The organism is Aeromicrobium sp. CFBP 8757, from assembly GCF_014841755.1.
Taxonomy (GTDB): domain Bacteria; phylum Actinomycetota; class Actinomycetes; order Propionibacteriales; family Nocardioidaceae; genus Aeromicrobium.
Genome location: NZ_JACYUM010000003.1, coordinates 405,830 through 420,281, shown reverse-complemented (window position 1 = coordinate 420,281; position 14,452 = coordinate 405,830). Strand labels below are relative to the sequence as shown.

The following is a 14,452-nucleotide window of genomic DNA, read 5'->3' as shown; positions in this document are numbered from 1 at the left end:
GGTGAGGGCCTTCTGCGGTCGGACGTGGATCAGATCCTGCCGGTCCGGATCGTCGAGAACTTCTCCTGCGTCGCCGTGCGCGTCGAGTACAGGCGGTAGCGGTACTTCTTCTTGATCGACGTCTTGTACGTGCCGTTGCCGCCGCGGCTGAGCTTGATCGTCTTGATCGTCTTCCACGTGCTGCCCTTGAGCTGCTGCAGCTTGACCCGCTTGACCGACTGGAACCGGCCGGAGGATGGGTTGATGACCTTGACCTCGCGGGCCTTGAACGTCATCGCGCTGTTGCGACGGTTGATCTTGAGCGCGTAGCCGTCGCTGCGCGTCGTCGTGACGAGCTTGCGCGCGTAGAACGTGTTGCTGACGGCCGGGGCGACCGTGCCGTCGGAGAAGTACGTGGGGCCGACCTGCACCCTGCCCGATCCCCACTGGCGCGGGATCTCGACGCCGCCGTTGCCCTGACCGGGGTAGAGCTGCACGCGACCCTTGAACACGCCGTTGACCCGGACGTCGGTCTGCACGTTGTTGTCGGGCGCGGTGCCGGCGACGGTGCCGACGAACTGCGTCGTCGCCCGCTGGGAGATGACGCCCGAGCCGAGTCGGAGCGCCGTGATCGTGCCGGCGACGGTGATGCCGGAGTCGTCGGAGCCGAGGTCGCGGACGGACGGGGCGGCGTTCGCGACGCGCCCCGACTCGGTCTCGGACTCGGCCGCCGAGACCGGGCCGGCGCCCAGGCTGAGGGCGAGCGCCGAAGCCGTCAGCACGGCTCCTGCGCGGGCAAGAGTGGATGTACGCATGGAAGGTCCCCCCGGATCGTGGTCGTGATGGTGACGACAGTCTGGCACAGACGGCGCTCCCCAGAAGGCGTGTCCGCAGACGCGCGAAGGCCCCCACCCGGACGGGTGGGGGCCTCCGGTGATCAGCCGTGGGGCTGGATCAGATCTTGACGCTGAACGTCCGGAAGCCCTGGTACAGGCTCGTCGGCTTGACGAGCATGCGGTACTTGCGCTTCTTGCCGTCCGACTTCTTGTAGGTGCCGCGACCGCTGGAGTTGAGCTTGACGTTCTTCAGGGTCTTCCACTTGCGACCCTTGAGCACCTGGATCGTGGCCTTGCGGATGCCGACCGGGTTGCCGGCGTCGTCGCGGAAGCGGGCCGTCAGGCGGAACGTCAGCTTCTTGCCGACCTTCTTGACGCGGATCTTGGACTTGGCGTCGGGCGCGTACGGCGCAGCAGCGGCCGAGACGCTGCCGGCAGGCGCAGCGGCGACGGACGTCGTCGAGGCGGCGGCGGGTGCGGCGGTCGCAGCCGTCGCACCTCCGGCGACGAGAGCGGTGGACGCGACGGCGATGGCCGCGGAGCGCAACAGGTTCTTCATGAGTGGGGTCCCCCTGGGTACGAAATGGTGTCTTCGTATTGAATCAGACGCCGAGCCCTCCGCAACACGGTGTCTCGTCGGACGGCTCAGTCGAGCAGCATCGCGGCGCCGAGGGTGTCCTCGGGCACGCCGAACCCCTCGATGAGCGTCAGCGTGTGCGGCCGCAGCTTGTCGAGGAGGTCGTTGACCAGCGACGTGACGGTCTTCGCGCGGGCGTCCGAGAGCCGGTTGTGGCCCATGAACCACGCGAGGTCCTCCTCGATCGCGGTCAGTGCGTAGAGCGAGCAGACGTCGCGCAGCAGCTCCTGGGCGTCCGGGTCGTCGCAGCGCGCGATGCCGGCCGTGAACGCCTCGAGCACGATGCGCTCGATGTGCACGCGTCCGGCGCGGATGACGTGGTCCTGTGCGGCGTTGAACACCTCGAAGGCCTTGACCTTGTCGTCACCGGCGCGGCGCAGGCGCCGGGCGGCGGTCTCGAGCACGTGCTGCTCGCGGTCCTCGAACAGGTTGAGCTGCGTGCCGCGGTCGAGCAGGTCGTGGTCGTCGTCGCCGCTGCCCGGACGTGCGTCGATCAGCCGCTGGATCAGCTGCGAGGCCGCGGTGCGCTCCTTGACGACGTCGGCGACCGTGCCGGCCGCGAACTTGACCATGCCGACGGGGTCGAGGCCGCCGACCTCCTGCGCGTACGACGTCAGCAGCTCCTTGGCGACGAGCTGGAACAGCACGTGGTTGTCGCCCTCGAACGTCGTGAAGACGTCGGTGTCGCCCTTGAGGGTGGTAAGCCGGTTCTCGGCGAGGTAGCCGGCGCCGCCGCACGCCTCGCGCGCCTCCTGGATGGCCGTGGTCGCGTGCCAGGTCTGCGCCGCCTTGAGGCCGGCGGCGCGGCTCTCGAGCTCGCGCTGCTGGTGCGGCGGGGGCGGCTCCTCCGAGCTCTGCACGCGGTCCATGCGGGCCACCAGCTGGTTCTGCGCGAACCGCATGGCGTACGACTTCGCGATGAGCGGCAGCAGACGCCGCTGGTGCATGCGGTAGTCCATCAGCAGCACCTCGTGATCGGCGTCGGGGCCGAACTGGCGGCGCTTCAGCGCGTAGCGGCCCGCGATGCTGAGTGCGACCTCGGTCGCGGCGCTGGCCGACCCGCCGACGCTGATGCGTCCGCGGATCAGGGTGCCGAGCATCGTGAAGAAGCGGGCGTTGGAGCTCTCGATCGGCGAGGAGTACGTGCCGCCGGCGTCGACCTGGCCGTACTTGTTGAGCAGGTTGTCGCGGGGGATACGCACGTGGTCGAACACGAGGCGTCCGTTGTCGACCGCGCCCAGACCGCCCTTGTGCTTGTCGTCGGACGTCGTGACGCCCGGCAGGTCGTTGCCGTCCTCGTCGCGGATCGGCACGAGGAAGCAGTGCACGCCGTACGACTCGCCCTTCGTGACGAGCTGCGCGAACACCGCTGCGACGCGGGCGTGGGCCGCGGCGCCGCCGATGTAGTCCTTGCGCGCCGACGGGGTCGGCGAGTGGATCACGAACTCCTCGGTCGCGGGGTCGTACGTCGCGGTGGTCTCGAGGCTCTGGACGTCGCTGCCGTGGCCGGTCTCGGTCATCGCGAAGCAGCCGAGGACGTCGAGGTTGATGATGCCGGGGATGTACTCACGGTGGTGCTTCTCGGTGCCGAGGTTCTCGACCGCGCCGCCGAACAGCCCCCACTGCACGCCGGCCTTGACCATCAGCGACAGGTCGAACTGCGCCAGCATCTCGATGCCCGTGACCGACGCGCCGGGGTCGCCCGTGCCACCGCTCGACACCTTGAACCCCGCGGCGGGGATGCCCGTGGCGACGAGCTTCCTCATCTGCCCGAGGACGCGGTCGCGCGCCTCGTCGAGCGTCAGGTCGTGGTCGTAGGCGAGGTCGAACGTCGCCAGCTCCTTGCGGGACTGCTCGCGGACGTGGCGCCACTTGCCGTCGAGGGAGATGCGGAGTTCGTCGCTGAGCGTCATGACCCAACGGTACCGGCGCGGGCCCCGCACGGCAGGTCGATAGCGTGGACGGCACCGACCGAGAGGACCACCGTGTTCACGACCCCCGACCTGTGCGACGACCACCCCGACGAGGTCCGCGTGCTCCAGCCGCAGCTGCGGACGTTCGGCGGACGCGAGGCGTTCTGCGGCCCTGCCGTCACGGTGCGCTGCTTCGAGGACAACTCGAAGGTCAAGGACCTCGTGGGCACGCCGGGTGAGGGACGGATCATCGTCGTCGACGGCGACGGCTCGACCGCCAAGGCCCTGCTGGGCGACGTCCTGGCGCAGACGGCCGCCGACAACGGCTGGTCGGGCCTGGTCGTCCACGGCGCCGTGCGCGACGTCGAGATCCTGCGCACGATCGACCTGGGCGTCCAGGCCCTGGCCGCCACGCCCCTCAAGACCGAGAAGCTCGGCGTGGGCGACGTCGACGTCGCGGTGACGTTCGGCGGCGTGACGATCGAGCCGGGCGAGTGGGTCTACGCCGACGCGAACGGCGTCGTCGTCGCGGCCGCCCCGATCCACGCCTGAGCACCGCCACGGGCCGGCGCCGACGGACGGGTGTCGCTTTGTGGACCGATGACCGGTAGGGTTGAGGTCAGTTGCACGACGTTGGGCTGTACGAACGAATGATGTTCCTTCACTGGTGTTGATTTCTTCTCGGTTGGATGTGTGTCGCGACGGCCGCTCGCGAAAGGCGTGAGTGGCAATTCGCATGAAGGAGAAACATCATGGCTACTGGAACTGTCAAGTGGTTCAACGCTGACAAGGGCTTCGGATTCATCGCCCCCGACGACGGCAGCGAGGACGTGTTCGCGCACTTCTCGGCCATCGCCTCGAGCGGCTACCGCTCGCTGGACGAGAACCAGAAGGTCGAGTTCGACGTCGAGCAGGGCCAGAAGGGTCTGCAGGCGACGAACATCCGTCCCCTCTGATCTTCTCTGAGATGAGCTGAGCCCGACTCAGCCCCAGATCAGCACAGCGCCCCCGGAGCCTCGGCTCCGGGGGCGCTGTCGTGCGCTCCTAGAGTGGGGGTCATGACCGGACCCGTGACCGTCTCCATCACCCGACGTGTCGATCCGTCGCAGGAGGACCAGATGCTCGCGTGGCTGCGGGCCGGCACCGAGCTGGCCGAGCGCTTCGCGGGCTTCCTCGGCTCGGGCTGGATCCGTCCGACGGAGGGGTCGTCGGAGTGGCACATGCTGTACCGCTTCGCGTCGCCCCAGGCGCTCGAGGCGTGGGAGCTGTCGGCGCAGCGCCGGTGGTGGCTCGACTCGGCCCAGGGATTCGTCGCCGAGTCGTCGCGCGAGCACCGCACCGGCATCGAGGGCTGGTTCGACGAGCCGTCCCGCGTCGACGTGCAGGACCTGCGGCCAAGGGTCCCGGCCCCGCCGCGCTGGAAGCAGATGTGCTCGATCTTCCTCGTGTTCTTCCCACTGAGCCTCGCGGCCAACGAGCTGGGCCGCATCTACCTGAGCGACTGGTGGCTGCCGGCGCGCGTGCTGCTGACGGTCTGCGTCATGACGCCGCTCATGACGTACGTCTTCCTGCCGTGGGTGACCCGCCTGCTCGCCCCCTGGCTCCACGCGACCAGGAGCGCGCGATGACCGGCGCCCTGCTGGTCGCGGGCACGACGTCGGACGCCGGCAAGAGCATCCTCACGACGGGGCTGTGCCGCGCGTTCGCGCGGCGCGGGCTGTCGGTCGCGCCCTACAAGGCGCAGAACATGTCGAACAACTCGATGGTGTGCCTGGGGCCCGACGGCGTGGGCGCCGAGATCGGCCGCGCGCAGTGGATCCAGGCGATGGCGGCCCGCGCGACGCCCGAGGCGGCCATGAACCCCGTGCTGCTGAAGCCCGGCGGCGACCGCGCGAGCCACGTCGTCGTGATGGGCCGGCCGGCCGGCGAGATCACGTCGGCGGAGTTCATCGGCGGGCGCACGCACCTGGCCGCTGCGGCGCACGCCGCGTACGACGACCTGGCCTCGCGCTACGACGTCGTGGTGTGCGAGGGCGCCGGCAGCCCCGCCGAGATCAACCTGCGGGCCGGCGACTACGTCAACATGGGCCTGGCCCGCCACGCCGACATCCCGACCGTCGTCGTCGGCGACATCGACCGCGGAGGCGTGTTCGCCGCGATGTTCGGCACCGTCGCGCTGCTCGAGCCGGCCGACCAGCGGCTCGTCGCGGGCTTCGTCGTCAACAAGTTCCGCGGTGACGAGGGCCTGCTCGCGCCCGGGCTGCAGCAGCTCGAGCGGCTCACCGGGCGCCGGGTCTTCGGCGTCCTGCCGTGGAGCTCCGACCTGTGGCTCGACTCCGAGGACGCGCTCGACCTCGACGGCCGCCGCGCCGACGACCGCGACGCGGCGCTGCGGGTCGCGGTCGTCCGGCTGCCGCGCATCAGCAACTTCACCGACGTCGACGCCCTGGGGCTCGAGCCCGGGGTCGACGTGACGTTCGCGAGCGACCCCCGCGACGTGACCGACGCCGACGTCGTCGTCCTGCCGGGCACGCGGGCCACGATCTCCGACCTGCGGTGGCTGCGGTCGCGCGGTCTCGACCGGGCGATCCTCGACCACGCCGCCGCCGGACGTCCGCTGCTGGGCATCTGCGGGGGCTTCCAGATGCTGGGGCGCACCGTCAGCGACCCGCACGGCGTCGAGGGCGACGCGGGGGCCGAGGTCGAGGGGCTGGGGCTGCTCGACGTCACGACGACGTTCGACGCCGACAAGGTGCTGCGGCTGCCGGTCGGCGAGGCGCTGGGGGCACAGGCGTCGGGCTACGAGATCCACCACGGGCGCATCGCGCGCGGAGACGACGAGGAGTTCCTCGGCGGGGCCCGTGCGGGGCACGTCTTCGGCACGATGTGGCACGGCAGCCTCGAGTCCGACGGCCTGCGCCGTGCCTTCCTCGCCGAGGCGTCGGCGGTCCTCGGCCGCCCCTACGAGCCGTCCGACGTCAGCTTCGCCGAGCGGCGCGACGCGCGGCTCGACCTGCTGGGCGACCTGGTCGAGCAGAAGCTCGACGTCGAGGCGCTGCTGGGGCTCGTCGAGGATGGGGCGCCCTCGGGGCTCGCGGTGCTGCCTCCCGGCCCCGACGTCGCGGCGGTCGGCGCGTGATCGTCGTGCTCGGCGGCACGTCCGAGGCGCGCGCGCTCGCCGTCCTGCTCGACGCGGCGGGCGAGCGGTTCGTGTCGACCCTGGCCGGCCGCGTGGCCCGTCCCCGACTGCCGGTCGGCGCGGTGCAGATCGGCGGCTTCGGCGGCGTGCGGGGGCTGAGGGCCTACCTCGGCGAGCACCGGGTCACGGCCGTGGTCGACGCGACGCACCCCTTCGCGGCCGGCATGAGCGCCAACGCCGCCGAGGCGTGCCACGCCGACGGCGTCCCCCTGCTGCGCCTCGAGCGGCCGGGCTGGGCCGACGCGCCGGGAGCCGACCGCTGGCACTGGGTCGACGGGCACGACGAGGCGGCCGCGCTGACCGCGACGCTCGGCACGCGTCCGTTCCTGACGGTCGGACGTCAGTCGCTCGACCGGTTCGTCGGCCCGCTCGCCGCAGCGCACGCCGTCGTCCGGGTCGTCGACCCCCCGACGTTCGAGCTGCCCGCGCCGTGGACGTTGCTGCAGAGCCGCGGGCCCTACGACGTCGAGGGGGAGCGGGCGCTGATGGCGCCGCTCGACGTGCTCGTCACGAAGGACTCCGGCGGCTCGCACACGTGGCCCAAGATGCAGGTCGCCGACGAGCTCGGCATCCCCGTGGTGGTCGTGCGGCGCAAGCCCCCCGCGCCGGGGGTCGAGACCGTCAGCGACGCCGAGGCCGCCGCGGCATGGGTCGCGCGGCGATCGACGCGCTGACGACCGCGGCGCCGATCGACACGGCGTCCGCCAGTCGCACCGACCGGTCGATGTCGGCGACCGCGACGGCGCGACCCCGCCCCAGCGTCGGACGGTGCTCGACCCGGGTGCCGTAGACGTTGGTGCCGCCCAGCTGCACGCCGAGCGCACCCGCGAACGCGGCCTCGACCGGGCCGGCATTGGGGCTCGGGTGGCGGCGGGCATCGCGCGTCCACGCCTCGAACGCGTCGCGGCGGGCCCCGCCCACGAGGGGTGCGAGGGTCGCGGCGAGCAGGGCCGAGAGGCGGGCCGGGGCCAGGTTGAGGACGTCGTCGAGCCGGGCCGACGCCCAGCCGAACCGCTCGTACCGCTCGCTGCGGTGGCCGACCATCGCGTCGAGCGTGTTGGCGGCGCGGTACGCGACGAGCCCGCCGACCCCACCGAACGCGCCGGCCAGGAGGGGGGCGACGACGGCGTCGGAGGTGTTCTCGGCGACCGACTCGACCGTCGCGCGCGAGATCTCGGCGGCGTCGAGCTGGGACGGGTCGCGGCCGACGAGGTGCGTCAGCTGCTCGCGCGCCGCGGGCAGGTCGTCGCGCTCGAGGTGGGCGTGCACCCGGGCGGCCTCGCGGCCCAGCGAGCGTCCGCCCACGACGGCCCACGTGGTGGCGGCGGTCAGCAGGACCCTGGCCACGGGGTGCTGCCGGGTCGCCCGGTCGGCGAGGACGCCGACGGCTCCCGTGCCGCCGACCAGCACGGCGCAGTACGCGGCTCCGGTCGCACGGTCGTCCGCCCACGTGCGCCGCTCGAGGGCGCCGGCCAAGCGCCCGAAGCCCGCGACGGGGTGCAGACGGGCGGGGTCGCCCAGCACGCGGTCGGCGACGAAGCCCACCGCGAGGCCGATCGCGCGTGCGCGCATGGTGGGGGCTCCCGGTCCTCTGAGTACAGTGATCCCGAGAGTAGCGAGGTGCCATGAAGGTTCTGGTCACGGGCGGGGTGCGCTCGGGCAAGTCGTTCCACGCGGAGTCGCTGCTGGTCGCGGAGCCGCACGTCACGTACGTCGCGCCCGGGCCGGAGGCCGACATCGACGCCGATCCGGAGTGGGCCGCGCGGGTCGCGGTGCACCGCGCCCGGCGCCCCGACCACTGGGGCACGATCGAGACGCACGACCTCGCGGCGGCGGTGCGCGGCGCCGAGGGAGCCGTGCTGATCGACTGCCTCGGCACGTGGCTGACGTCGGTCATCGACGAGCTCGACGGGTGGGACCAGCTGCGCGACGACTGGGAGCCGATCCTGCTCGACCGCCTGGCCGACACCTCGGCGGCGATCTCCGAGCACGCCGGCACGGTCGTCGCGGTGACCAACGAGGTCGGCATGAGCGTCGTGCCGGAGCACCGGTCGGGCCGCGTGTTCCGCGACCTGCTGGGCGTCGTCAACCAGCGCATCGCGCAGGAGTGCGACGACGTCCTGCTCGTCGTCGCCGGCCGCGTCCTGCGCCTCTGACTCCTGCTGCTGCGGTTTCCCAGGTTCACCTCGGAAACTTCCGGGATGAACCCGGGAAACCGGCACCTCACCCTGTTCGCGACCGGGGTGAGGTGCCGGATTCCTGTGCGACGTCGGATTCCCACGGGACGCTGTCGGATTCCCAGGTTCACCTGTGAATCGGCGCCGCAAGAAACCCAGGTGAACCTGGGAAACTGCGAACCCGGGGTCAGGTGAGCAGGTGGGCCCAGGGGGACGGGTCGACGTCGGCGAGACGGGCCGGGGCCCAGCGCGGGGAGCGGTCCTTGTCGATGACCTGGGCCCGGATGCCCTCGGCCATGTCGGGGACGCCCAGCAGGTGCGTCGAGATCGCGAGGTCCTGGTCGAGCGCCGCGCGCAGGTCGGGCAGCGACGCGGCCCGGCGCAGCGCGGCGAGCGTCATCGTCACGGCCGTCGGCGAGCGCGCCTCGATCTCGTCGGCGGCCGCCCGGGCCTCGTCGACGTCCGAGCCGCGCAGCCGCGCGACGATCGCCAGCACGTCGTCGCCGGCGTAGGCCTCGTCGACCCACGCCCGCCGGGCCAGCAGCGCTGACGCGGGCGGCGCGACCGACAGGCGGGCCAGGACGTCGTCCGGCGCCTCGGTCTCGAGGGCCGTCTCGAGCTCGGGCAGCCGCTCGCTCGGCACGAGGACGTCGGCCATGCCCAGCGCGATCGTGTCGGACCCGTCGGCGTTCGACGCGGTGAGCGTGAGGTGCGTGCCGAGCTCGCCGGGCGCCCGCGACAGCAGCCACGGCCCGCCGACGTCGGGCACGAAGCCGATGCGCGTCTCGGGCATGCCGACCGACGTGCGCTCGGTGACGACCCGGTGCGAGGCGTGCGCCGAGACGCCGACCCCGCCGCCCAGCACGATCCCGTCCATCAGCGCCACGACGGGCTTGGGGTACGTCGCGATCGTGTGGTCGAGCCGGTACTCCTCGCGCCAGAACTCCACCGACTCGTCGGTGCCGTCGCGCGCCGAGCGGTACATGCCCTGCAGGTCGCCGCCGGCGCACAGCCCGCGGTCACCGGCACCCGTCACGAGGACCGTCGCCACCGAGCCGTCGGCCGCCCACCCGTCGAGGGCCGCCTGCGCGATCCGCACCATGGCGAGGTCGAGCGCGTTGATGGCGCGCGGACGGTTGAGCGTCACGACGCCGAGGCGGCCCCGCCGCTCGACGAGGACGGTCGGTGCGGACGTGTCGGGTGGTGCGGTGTTCACGAGGCCCCCAGGAGCAGTGTGGCGAGCGTGACCTCGATGGCCGCGCCGAAGACGTCGCCCGTCACGCCGCCGAGGCGGCGCACGCAGCGCAGGGTCAGGGCGGTGCCGACCGCGAGGCCCGCGGCCGCGACCAGCGGCCCGTGCCACCAGTCGTGGCCGGCCCAGTCGAGCACCCCGTACGTGACGGCGGCCGCCGCGACCCAGGTGGCGACGACCGCGACGGGCGCGACCGTGCCGACGTACGAGGCGGCGAGCCCACCGTCGCGGGCTGCCGGGACGCCGCGTGCGCAGGTGACGGTCAGAGTCGCGCGCGAGACGCACACCAGCACCGCGGCCACGACGGGTCCGCGCGGCGTCGACAGCACCGACGCGAGCGCGGCGACCTGCAGGCCCAGCACCAGCACCAGCGCCGCCGAGCCGGCCGGCCCTGACGTGCCGCCCTTCATGACGTCGAGGGAGCGCTCGCGGTCGTACGAGACGGTCAGCGCGTCGGCGACGTCCGACAGCCCGTCGAGGTGCAGGGCGCGGCTGCCCATGGCCAGGGCGCCGACCGCGACGAACGCGACGGCCAGCGGCGCCAGTTCGAGCTCGCGCCCGGCCCAGCCGATCAGGCCGACCAGCACGCCGAGCGGCACCACGGCGAGCGGCGCCAGCAGCATCGCGCCACCGGCCGTGCGCCGGTCGACCCGCGACGGGTGCCCGACGCGCAGCGCCGTCAGGGTGCCGACCGCCAGGCGCCAGGCGTCGAGCATCACCCGAGGTCGGACAGCAGGGCGACCCCGGACAGCAGCAGGGCGGCCGAGCGGACGACCGGCACGGCCGCGACGGCGCCGCTGCCCTCGCCCAGGCGCATGCCCAGGTCGAGCAGCGGCTCGAGGCCGAGCTTGTCGAGCGCGAGCGACTGGGCGGGCTCGGTCGAGCGGTGGCCCGCGACGAACCAGGCCGAGGCGCCGGGCGCCAGACGGTCGGCCATGACCGCGGCCGCCACCGAGATGACGCCGTCGAGCAGCACCGGGACGCCGGCCCGCGCCGCGGCGGCCATGAAGCCGGCGGACGCCGCGAGGTCGGCGCTGCCGAGTGCCGCGAGCGTCTCGACGGGGTCGGCGGCGCGCTCACCGGCCCGGTCGACGGCCTGCTGCACCACCGCGGTCTTGTGGTCGAGCGCGGCCTCGTCGATGCCGGTGCCGCGTCCGGTGACCTCGGACGCCGGCAGGCCGAACGACGCCGCGACGAGCGCGGCGGCGGGCGTCGTGTTGCCGATGCCCATGTCGCCGCTGATGAGCAGCTGCGCGCCGGCCGCGATCTCCTCGGCGGCCACGGCCTCGCCCGCGGCGATCGCGCGGGCGGTCTCGTCGGACGTCAGCGCGTCCTCGAGGTGGATCGCGCCGGAGCCGCGGCGCACCTTGAAGGCCGTGACCTCGGCGGGCACGCCGTCGAGGTCGTCGTCGACGCCGAGGTCGAGCACGCGCACCGACACGTCGTGCTGGGCCGCGAGCACCGAGACGCCGGCGCTTCCGGCGAGGAACGTGCGCACCATGGCCGGTGTGATCGCCTTCGGGAAGGCCGAGACGCCGTGGTCGGAGACGCCGTGGTCACCCGCGAAGATCACGGCGCGGACGTTCGCGAGCGGTGCGGGCGGCACCTGCCCCTGCATCGCGGCGAGGTGCACGGCGAGGTCTCCCAGGCGTCCGAGGGCCCCGGGAGGCGTCGCGAGCCCCGCGAGCCGCGCCTCGGCGTCGGCGCGGACGGTGGGGGACGGGGCGGGCACGGGCACGGGGACGGGGACGGGCCGGTTCATGCGTTCTCCTTGACGAACGGTCGGTCGGTGGTGTGGTCGCGCAGGGCGCGGTGGATCTCGTCGAGCGATCTCGCCCGGGTGCCGTCGGCGACGAGGCCGTCGGCCGCCAGCCGCCGGCTGAGGTCGAGCGACCACGGCAGGCGCAGGCGCGCGGCCGCGAGCAGGGCCGCGTCGCCGAGCAGGTCGACCGGATCGCCCTGCACGACGACCCGGTCGTGCGCCACGGCGACGGAGTCGGCCCACGACAGGGCCAGGGAGACGTCGTGCGTCGAGAGGACGACGGTCGTCTCGTGCTCCTCCAGACGCGTCAGCGCCGCCATCAGCTCGTCGACCGCGACGGGGTCGAGACCCGCCGTGGGCTCGTCGAGCAGCAGGACGCACGGACGCATCGCGACGGCACCGGCCGTCGCGACCCGCTTGCGCTCGCCGTACGACAGCTGGTGCGTCGGTCGGCGGCGCAGGTGCTCGATGCCCAGCAGCGCCAGGGCCTCGTCGACCCGCGCGCGCACCTCGGCGACGTCGAGGCCGAGGTTGACCGGCCCGAACGACACGTCCTGGAAGACGTCGGCGGAGAACAGTTGGTCGTCCGGGTCCTGCAGGACGAGCTGCACCTCCTGGCGGTGGCGCCGCAGACCCTTGCGGTCGTGACGGATCGGCACGTCGTCGAGCAGGACGTGGCCGGACGTCGGCACCAGGCTGCCGGCCAGGCACCGCAGGAGCGTGGTCTTGCCCGAGCCGTTGGCGCCGAGCACCGCCAGCCGGGTGGCGGGGGCGACCTCGATGCTCGCGCCCTCGAGGACGGGGGGACCGCCGGTGTAGGTGACGGTCAGGCCGTCGGCGCGCAGGCTGCGATGGCTCATGGGAGGACCCCCGCGCTGAGCGCGGCCACCGCGACGATCGCGACCAGGGCCGACACGGTGGCGGCCAGGAAGGCCGTGGACCCCGGCACGGGCTCGTCGAGGGTCTGCAACGAGCCGGTGAGCTCGCGGCCGGCGAGTCCCTGCTCGAGCCGGCGCGCGCGCGACCACGACCGCGTCAGCGTCGCGGCCGTCAGCATGCCGGCCGACCGCAGCGACCGGGACGGCGAGCTGTAGCCGAGGCGCGCCGCCTGCGACTCGCGGATCGTGCCGACCGACTCGAGCAGGACGAACAGCATCCGGTAGACCAGGCCCGCGACCTCGACGCACGCCGCGGGCAGGCGGAGGCGTCGCAGCCCCGCCAGCAGGTCGACCATCGGCGTGGTCATCGCGAGCAGCAGCATCGCCGAGCAGCCCGCGACGGCGTGCCCGGCGACGCCCGCCGCGCGCGCGGCGCTGTCGGGCGTCACCGAGAGGAACGGCCCGCCCGACGTCGAGACGACCACCGCGACCGAGACGGAGCCGATCGCGACGAACGCCAGCGGACCCCGCACGGCGCGCGCGACGAGCGCCGGGGACGTGCCGGCCCGGCCCACCAGCAGCCCGAGGGCCACCACGGCGACGACCGCGCTGGTCGGCCACGGCGGGAGCAGCGCCGCGGCCAGCAGCAGGCCGAGGCTCAGGCACGCCTTGTCGCGCACCGCGTGGTCGCGCCAGCGGCTCGACCACGCGGCGTCGTCGATCGCGAGCCCCCTCATGCGTGGTCGGGCGCCGGTGCCGGGGTGACGCCCGGTGCCGGGTCGTGGCGCCGGCGTCCCCGCAGGGCGCCGATGCAGTAGCCCAGCACGAGACCGCCGAGCGCGGCCTGCAGGGCGAAGAGACCGGACTCGACCTCGCCGGACGTCGGGGCGTAGATCGAGCTGAACCACGGCTCGTAGTCGGGGTTGTCGCGCTCGATCTGGGAGGTGGCGGCACTGTCGGTGCCGACGAACCGCTCGCCGTCGGTCGTGCGGTGCGAGTCGACGACCAGGGCGACGCCGACGATGGCGACGATCCCGGCGACCAGGAGCATCGTGATGGCTGACTTGCGCACGTCAGGCCTCCGTCGTCTCGGTGGGCGTGCCGGACGGTGCCCGGTGGGGCGGGTCGGGCGTGGGATCGGGCAGGACGCCCAGGCGGATCAGCTCGGGGGCCGCGACGTCGCGCAGCACCCGGAACACCAGGACGCCGAGCAGGCCCTCGGCGATCGCCAGGGGGATCTGCGTCACCGCGAAGATCGAGAGGAACTTCGAGGCCGCCCCGACGACGCCGCTGCTGGGGTCGGGGAAGGCGAGGGCGAGCTGCATCGAGGTGACGCAGTACGTCGACAGGTCGGCCAGCGCCATGGCGAAGAACACCGACAGCGAGATCCCCCCGCCGAGACGTCCGACGACGCGGTAGGCGGCGTACCCGACCCACGGGCCGACGATGGCCATCGAGAAGGCGTTGGCGCCCAGCGTCGTGATGCCACCGTGCGCCAGCAGCAGCGCCTGGAACAGCAGCACGACCGTGCCGAGGAAGGCCATGACCGGCGGGCGGAACAGCACCGCGCCGAGGCCGGTGCCGGTGGGGTGGCTGGAGCTGCCCGTGACGGACGGCAGCTTGATGGCCGACAGGACGAAGGTGAACGCGCCCGAGGCGCCGAGCAGCAGCTTGGTCTCGGGGTGGTCTCGCACCTGTCGGACGACGGATCGACCGCCGTGGATGACGAACGGGGCTGCCGCGACGGTCCACGCCGCAGCATGGACCGGGGGCAGGAAGCCTTCGGCGATGTGCATCGAACTCTCCTTGGATGACGCGT

17 protein-coding genes are annotated in these 14,452 nt (G+C 73.2%); 6 read left to right on the top strand and 11 right to left on the bottom strand.

Annotated features, from left to right (window positions below; translation table 11 throughout):
• Positions 1-29: 29 nt before the first annotated feature.
• The 3 genes from IFT73_RS11670 to IFT73_RS11660 all read right to left on the bottom strand — a co-directional run bounded on the left by IFT73_RS11670 (position 30) and on the right by IFT73_RS11660 (position 3,365).
• Positions 30-794: a hypothetical protein gene (locus tag IFT73_RS11670; protein ID WP_192167753.1), complete on the bottom strand. Its 765-nt coding sequence runs from the start codon at positions 792-794 to the stop codon at positions 30-32.
• A gap of 139 nt (positions 795-933) precedes the next feature.
• Positions 934-1,374 (bottom strand): hypothetical protein, encoded by a 441-nt coding sequence (locus IFT73_RS11665; protein ID WP_192167752.1) that lies wholly within the window; start codon positions 1,372-1,374, stop codon positions 934-936.
• Positions 1,375-1,460: 86 nt separating this feature from the next.
• Positions 1,461-3,365, bottom strand: a complete 1,905-nt coding sequence (locus IFT73_RS11660; protein ID WP_192167751.1) for an acyl-CoA dehydrogenase — start codon at positions 3,363-3,365, stop codon at positions 1,461-1,463.
• A gap of 72 nt (positions 3,366-3,437) precedes the next feature.
• On the opposite strand from IFT73_RS11660, the gene rraA reads away from it, so the two are divergent.
• The 5 genes from rraA to IFT73_RS11635 all read left to right on the top strand — a co-directional run bounded on the left by rraA (position 3,438) and on the right by IFT73_RS11635 (position 7,238).
• Positions 3,438-3,917: a ribonuclease E activity regulator RraA gene (gene rraA, locus IFT73_RS11655; RefSeq protein WP_192167750.1), complete on the top strand. Its 480-nt coding sequence runs from the start codon at positions 3,438-3,440 to the stop codon at positions 3,915-3,917.
• Between the two features lie 200 nt (positions 3,918-4,117).
• Complete coding sequence (locus tag IFT73_RS11650; RefSeq protein WP_056605450.1) at positions 4,118-4,321, top strand: cold-shock protein; 204 nt, start codon at positions 4,118-4,120, stop codon at positions 4,319-4,321.
• 102 nt (positions 4,322-4,423) lie between these two features.
• Entirely contained in the window at positions 4,424-4,993 is a 570-nt protein-coding gene (locus tag IFT73_RS11645; RefSeq protein ID WP_192167749.1) for an antibiotic biosynthesis monooxygenase, read from the top strand.
• Positions 4,990-6,504 (top strand): cobyric acid synthase, encoded by a 1,515-nt coding sequence (locus tag IFT73_RS11640; protein ID WP_192167748.1) that lies wholly within the window; start codon positions 4,990-4,992, stop codon positions 6,502-6,504. The genes IFT73_RS11645 and IFT73_RS11640 overlap by 4 nt, the downstream gene beginning before the upstream one ends.
• The gene (locus tag IFT73_RS11635) at positions 6,501-7,238 is read left to right on the top strand and encodes a cobalt-precorrin-6A reductase (protein ID WP_192167747.1); all 738 of its coding nucleotides are present in this window, start codon (positions 6,501-6,503) and stop codon (positions 7,236-7,238) included. Before IFT73_RS11640 ends, IFT73_RS11635 begins: the two co-directional genes overlap by 4 nt.
• On the opposite strand, the gene IFT73_RS11630 is transcribed toward IFT73_RS11635, so the two are convergent.
• Complete coding sequence (locus tag IFT73_RS11630; protein WP_192167746.1) at positions 7,186-8,136, bottom strand: cobalamin biosynthesis protein; 951 nt, start codon at positions 8,134-8,136, stop codon at positions 7,186-7,188. The genes IFT73_RS11635 and IFT73_RS11630 overlap by 53 nt on opposite strands.
• Before the next feature lie 53 nt (positions 8,137-8,189).
• Between IFT73_RS11630 and IFT73_RS11625 the strand changes: the two genes are divergently transcribed.
• Positions 8,190-8,720 carry a bifunctional adenosylcobinamide kinase/adenosylcobinamide-phosphate guanylyltransferase gene (locus IFT73_RS11625; RefSeq protein ID WP_192167745.1) on the top strand — a complete coding sequence of 177 codons (531 nt, stop codon included), beginning with the start codon at positions 8,190-8,192 and terminating at the stop codon, positions 8,718-8,720.
• Positions 8,721-8,928: 208 nt separating this feature from the next.
• Here IFT73_RS11625 and IFT73_RS11620 read toward each other — a convergent pair whose 3' ends face one another.
• Genes IFT73_RS11620 through IFT73_RS11590 form a run of 7 tightly spaced genes read right to left on the bottom strand, consistent with a single transcriptional unit; the run spans position 8,929 to position 14,429 of the window.
• The gene (locus IFT73_RS11620) at positions 8,929-9,957 is read right to left on the bottom strand and encodes an enoyl-CoA hydratase/isomerase family protein (RefSeq protein WP_192167744.1); all 1,029 of its coding nucleotides are present in this window, start codon (positions 9,955-9,957) and stop codon (positions 8,929-8,931) included.
• Entirely contained in the window at positions 9,954-10,709 is a 756-nt protein-coding gene (locus IFT73_RS11615) for an adenosylcobinamide-GDP ribazoletransferase (protein ID WP_192167743.1), read from the bottom strand. The genes IFT73_RS11620 and IFT73_RS11615 overlap by 4 nt, the downstream gene beginning before the upstream one ends.
• Complete coding sequence (cobT, locus tag IFT73_RS11610) at positions 10,709-11,755, bottom strand: nicotinate-nucleotide--dimethylbenzimidazole phosphoribosyltransferase (RefSeq protein WP_192167742.1); 1,047 nt, start codon at positions 11,753-11,755, stop codon at positions 10,709-10,711. Before cobT ends, IFT73_RS11615 begins: the two co-directional genes overlap by 1 nt.
• Positions 11,752-12,615, bottom strand: a complete 864-nt coding sequence (locus tag IFT73_RS11605) for an energy-coupling factor ABC transporter ATP-binding protein (protein WP_192167741.1) — start codon at positions 12,613-12,615, stop codon at positions 11,752-11,754. The genes cobT and IFT73_RS11605 overlap by 4 nt, the downstream gene beginning before the upstream one ends.
• Positions 12,612-13,370, bottom strand: coding sequence for a cobalt ECF transporter T component CbiQ (gene cbiQ / locus IFT73_RS11600; protein ID WP_192167740.1), 759 nt, complete (start codon positions 13,368-13,370; stop codon positions 12,612-12,614). Before cbiQ ends, IFT73_RS11605 begins: the two co-directional genes overlap by 4 nt.
• Positions 13,367-13,705, bottom strand: coding sequence for an energy-coupling factor ABC transporter substrate-binding protein (locus IFT73_RS11595; protein WP_192167739.1), 339 nt, complete (start codon positions 13,703-13,705; stop codon positions 13,367-13,369). The genes cbiQ and IFT73_RS11595 overlap by 4 nt, the downstream gene beginning before the upstream one ends.
• Position 13,706: 1 nt before the next feature.
• Complete coding sequence (locus IFT73_RS11590; protein ID WP_192167738.1) at positions 13,707-14,429, bottom strand: energy-coupling factor ABC transporter permease; 723 nt, start codon at positions 14,427-14,429, stop codon at positions 13,707-13,709.
• Positions 14,430-14,452: the final 23 nt, after the last annotated feature.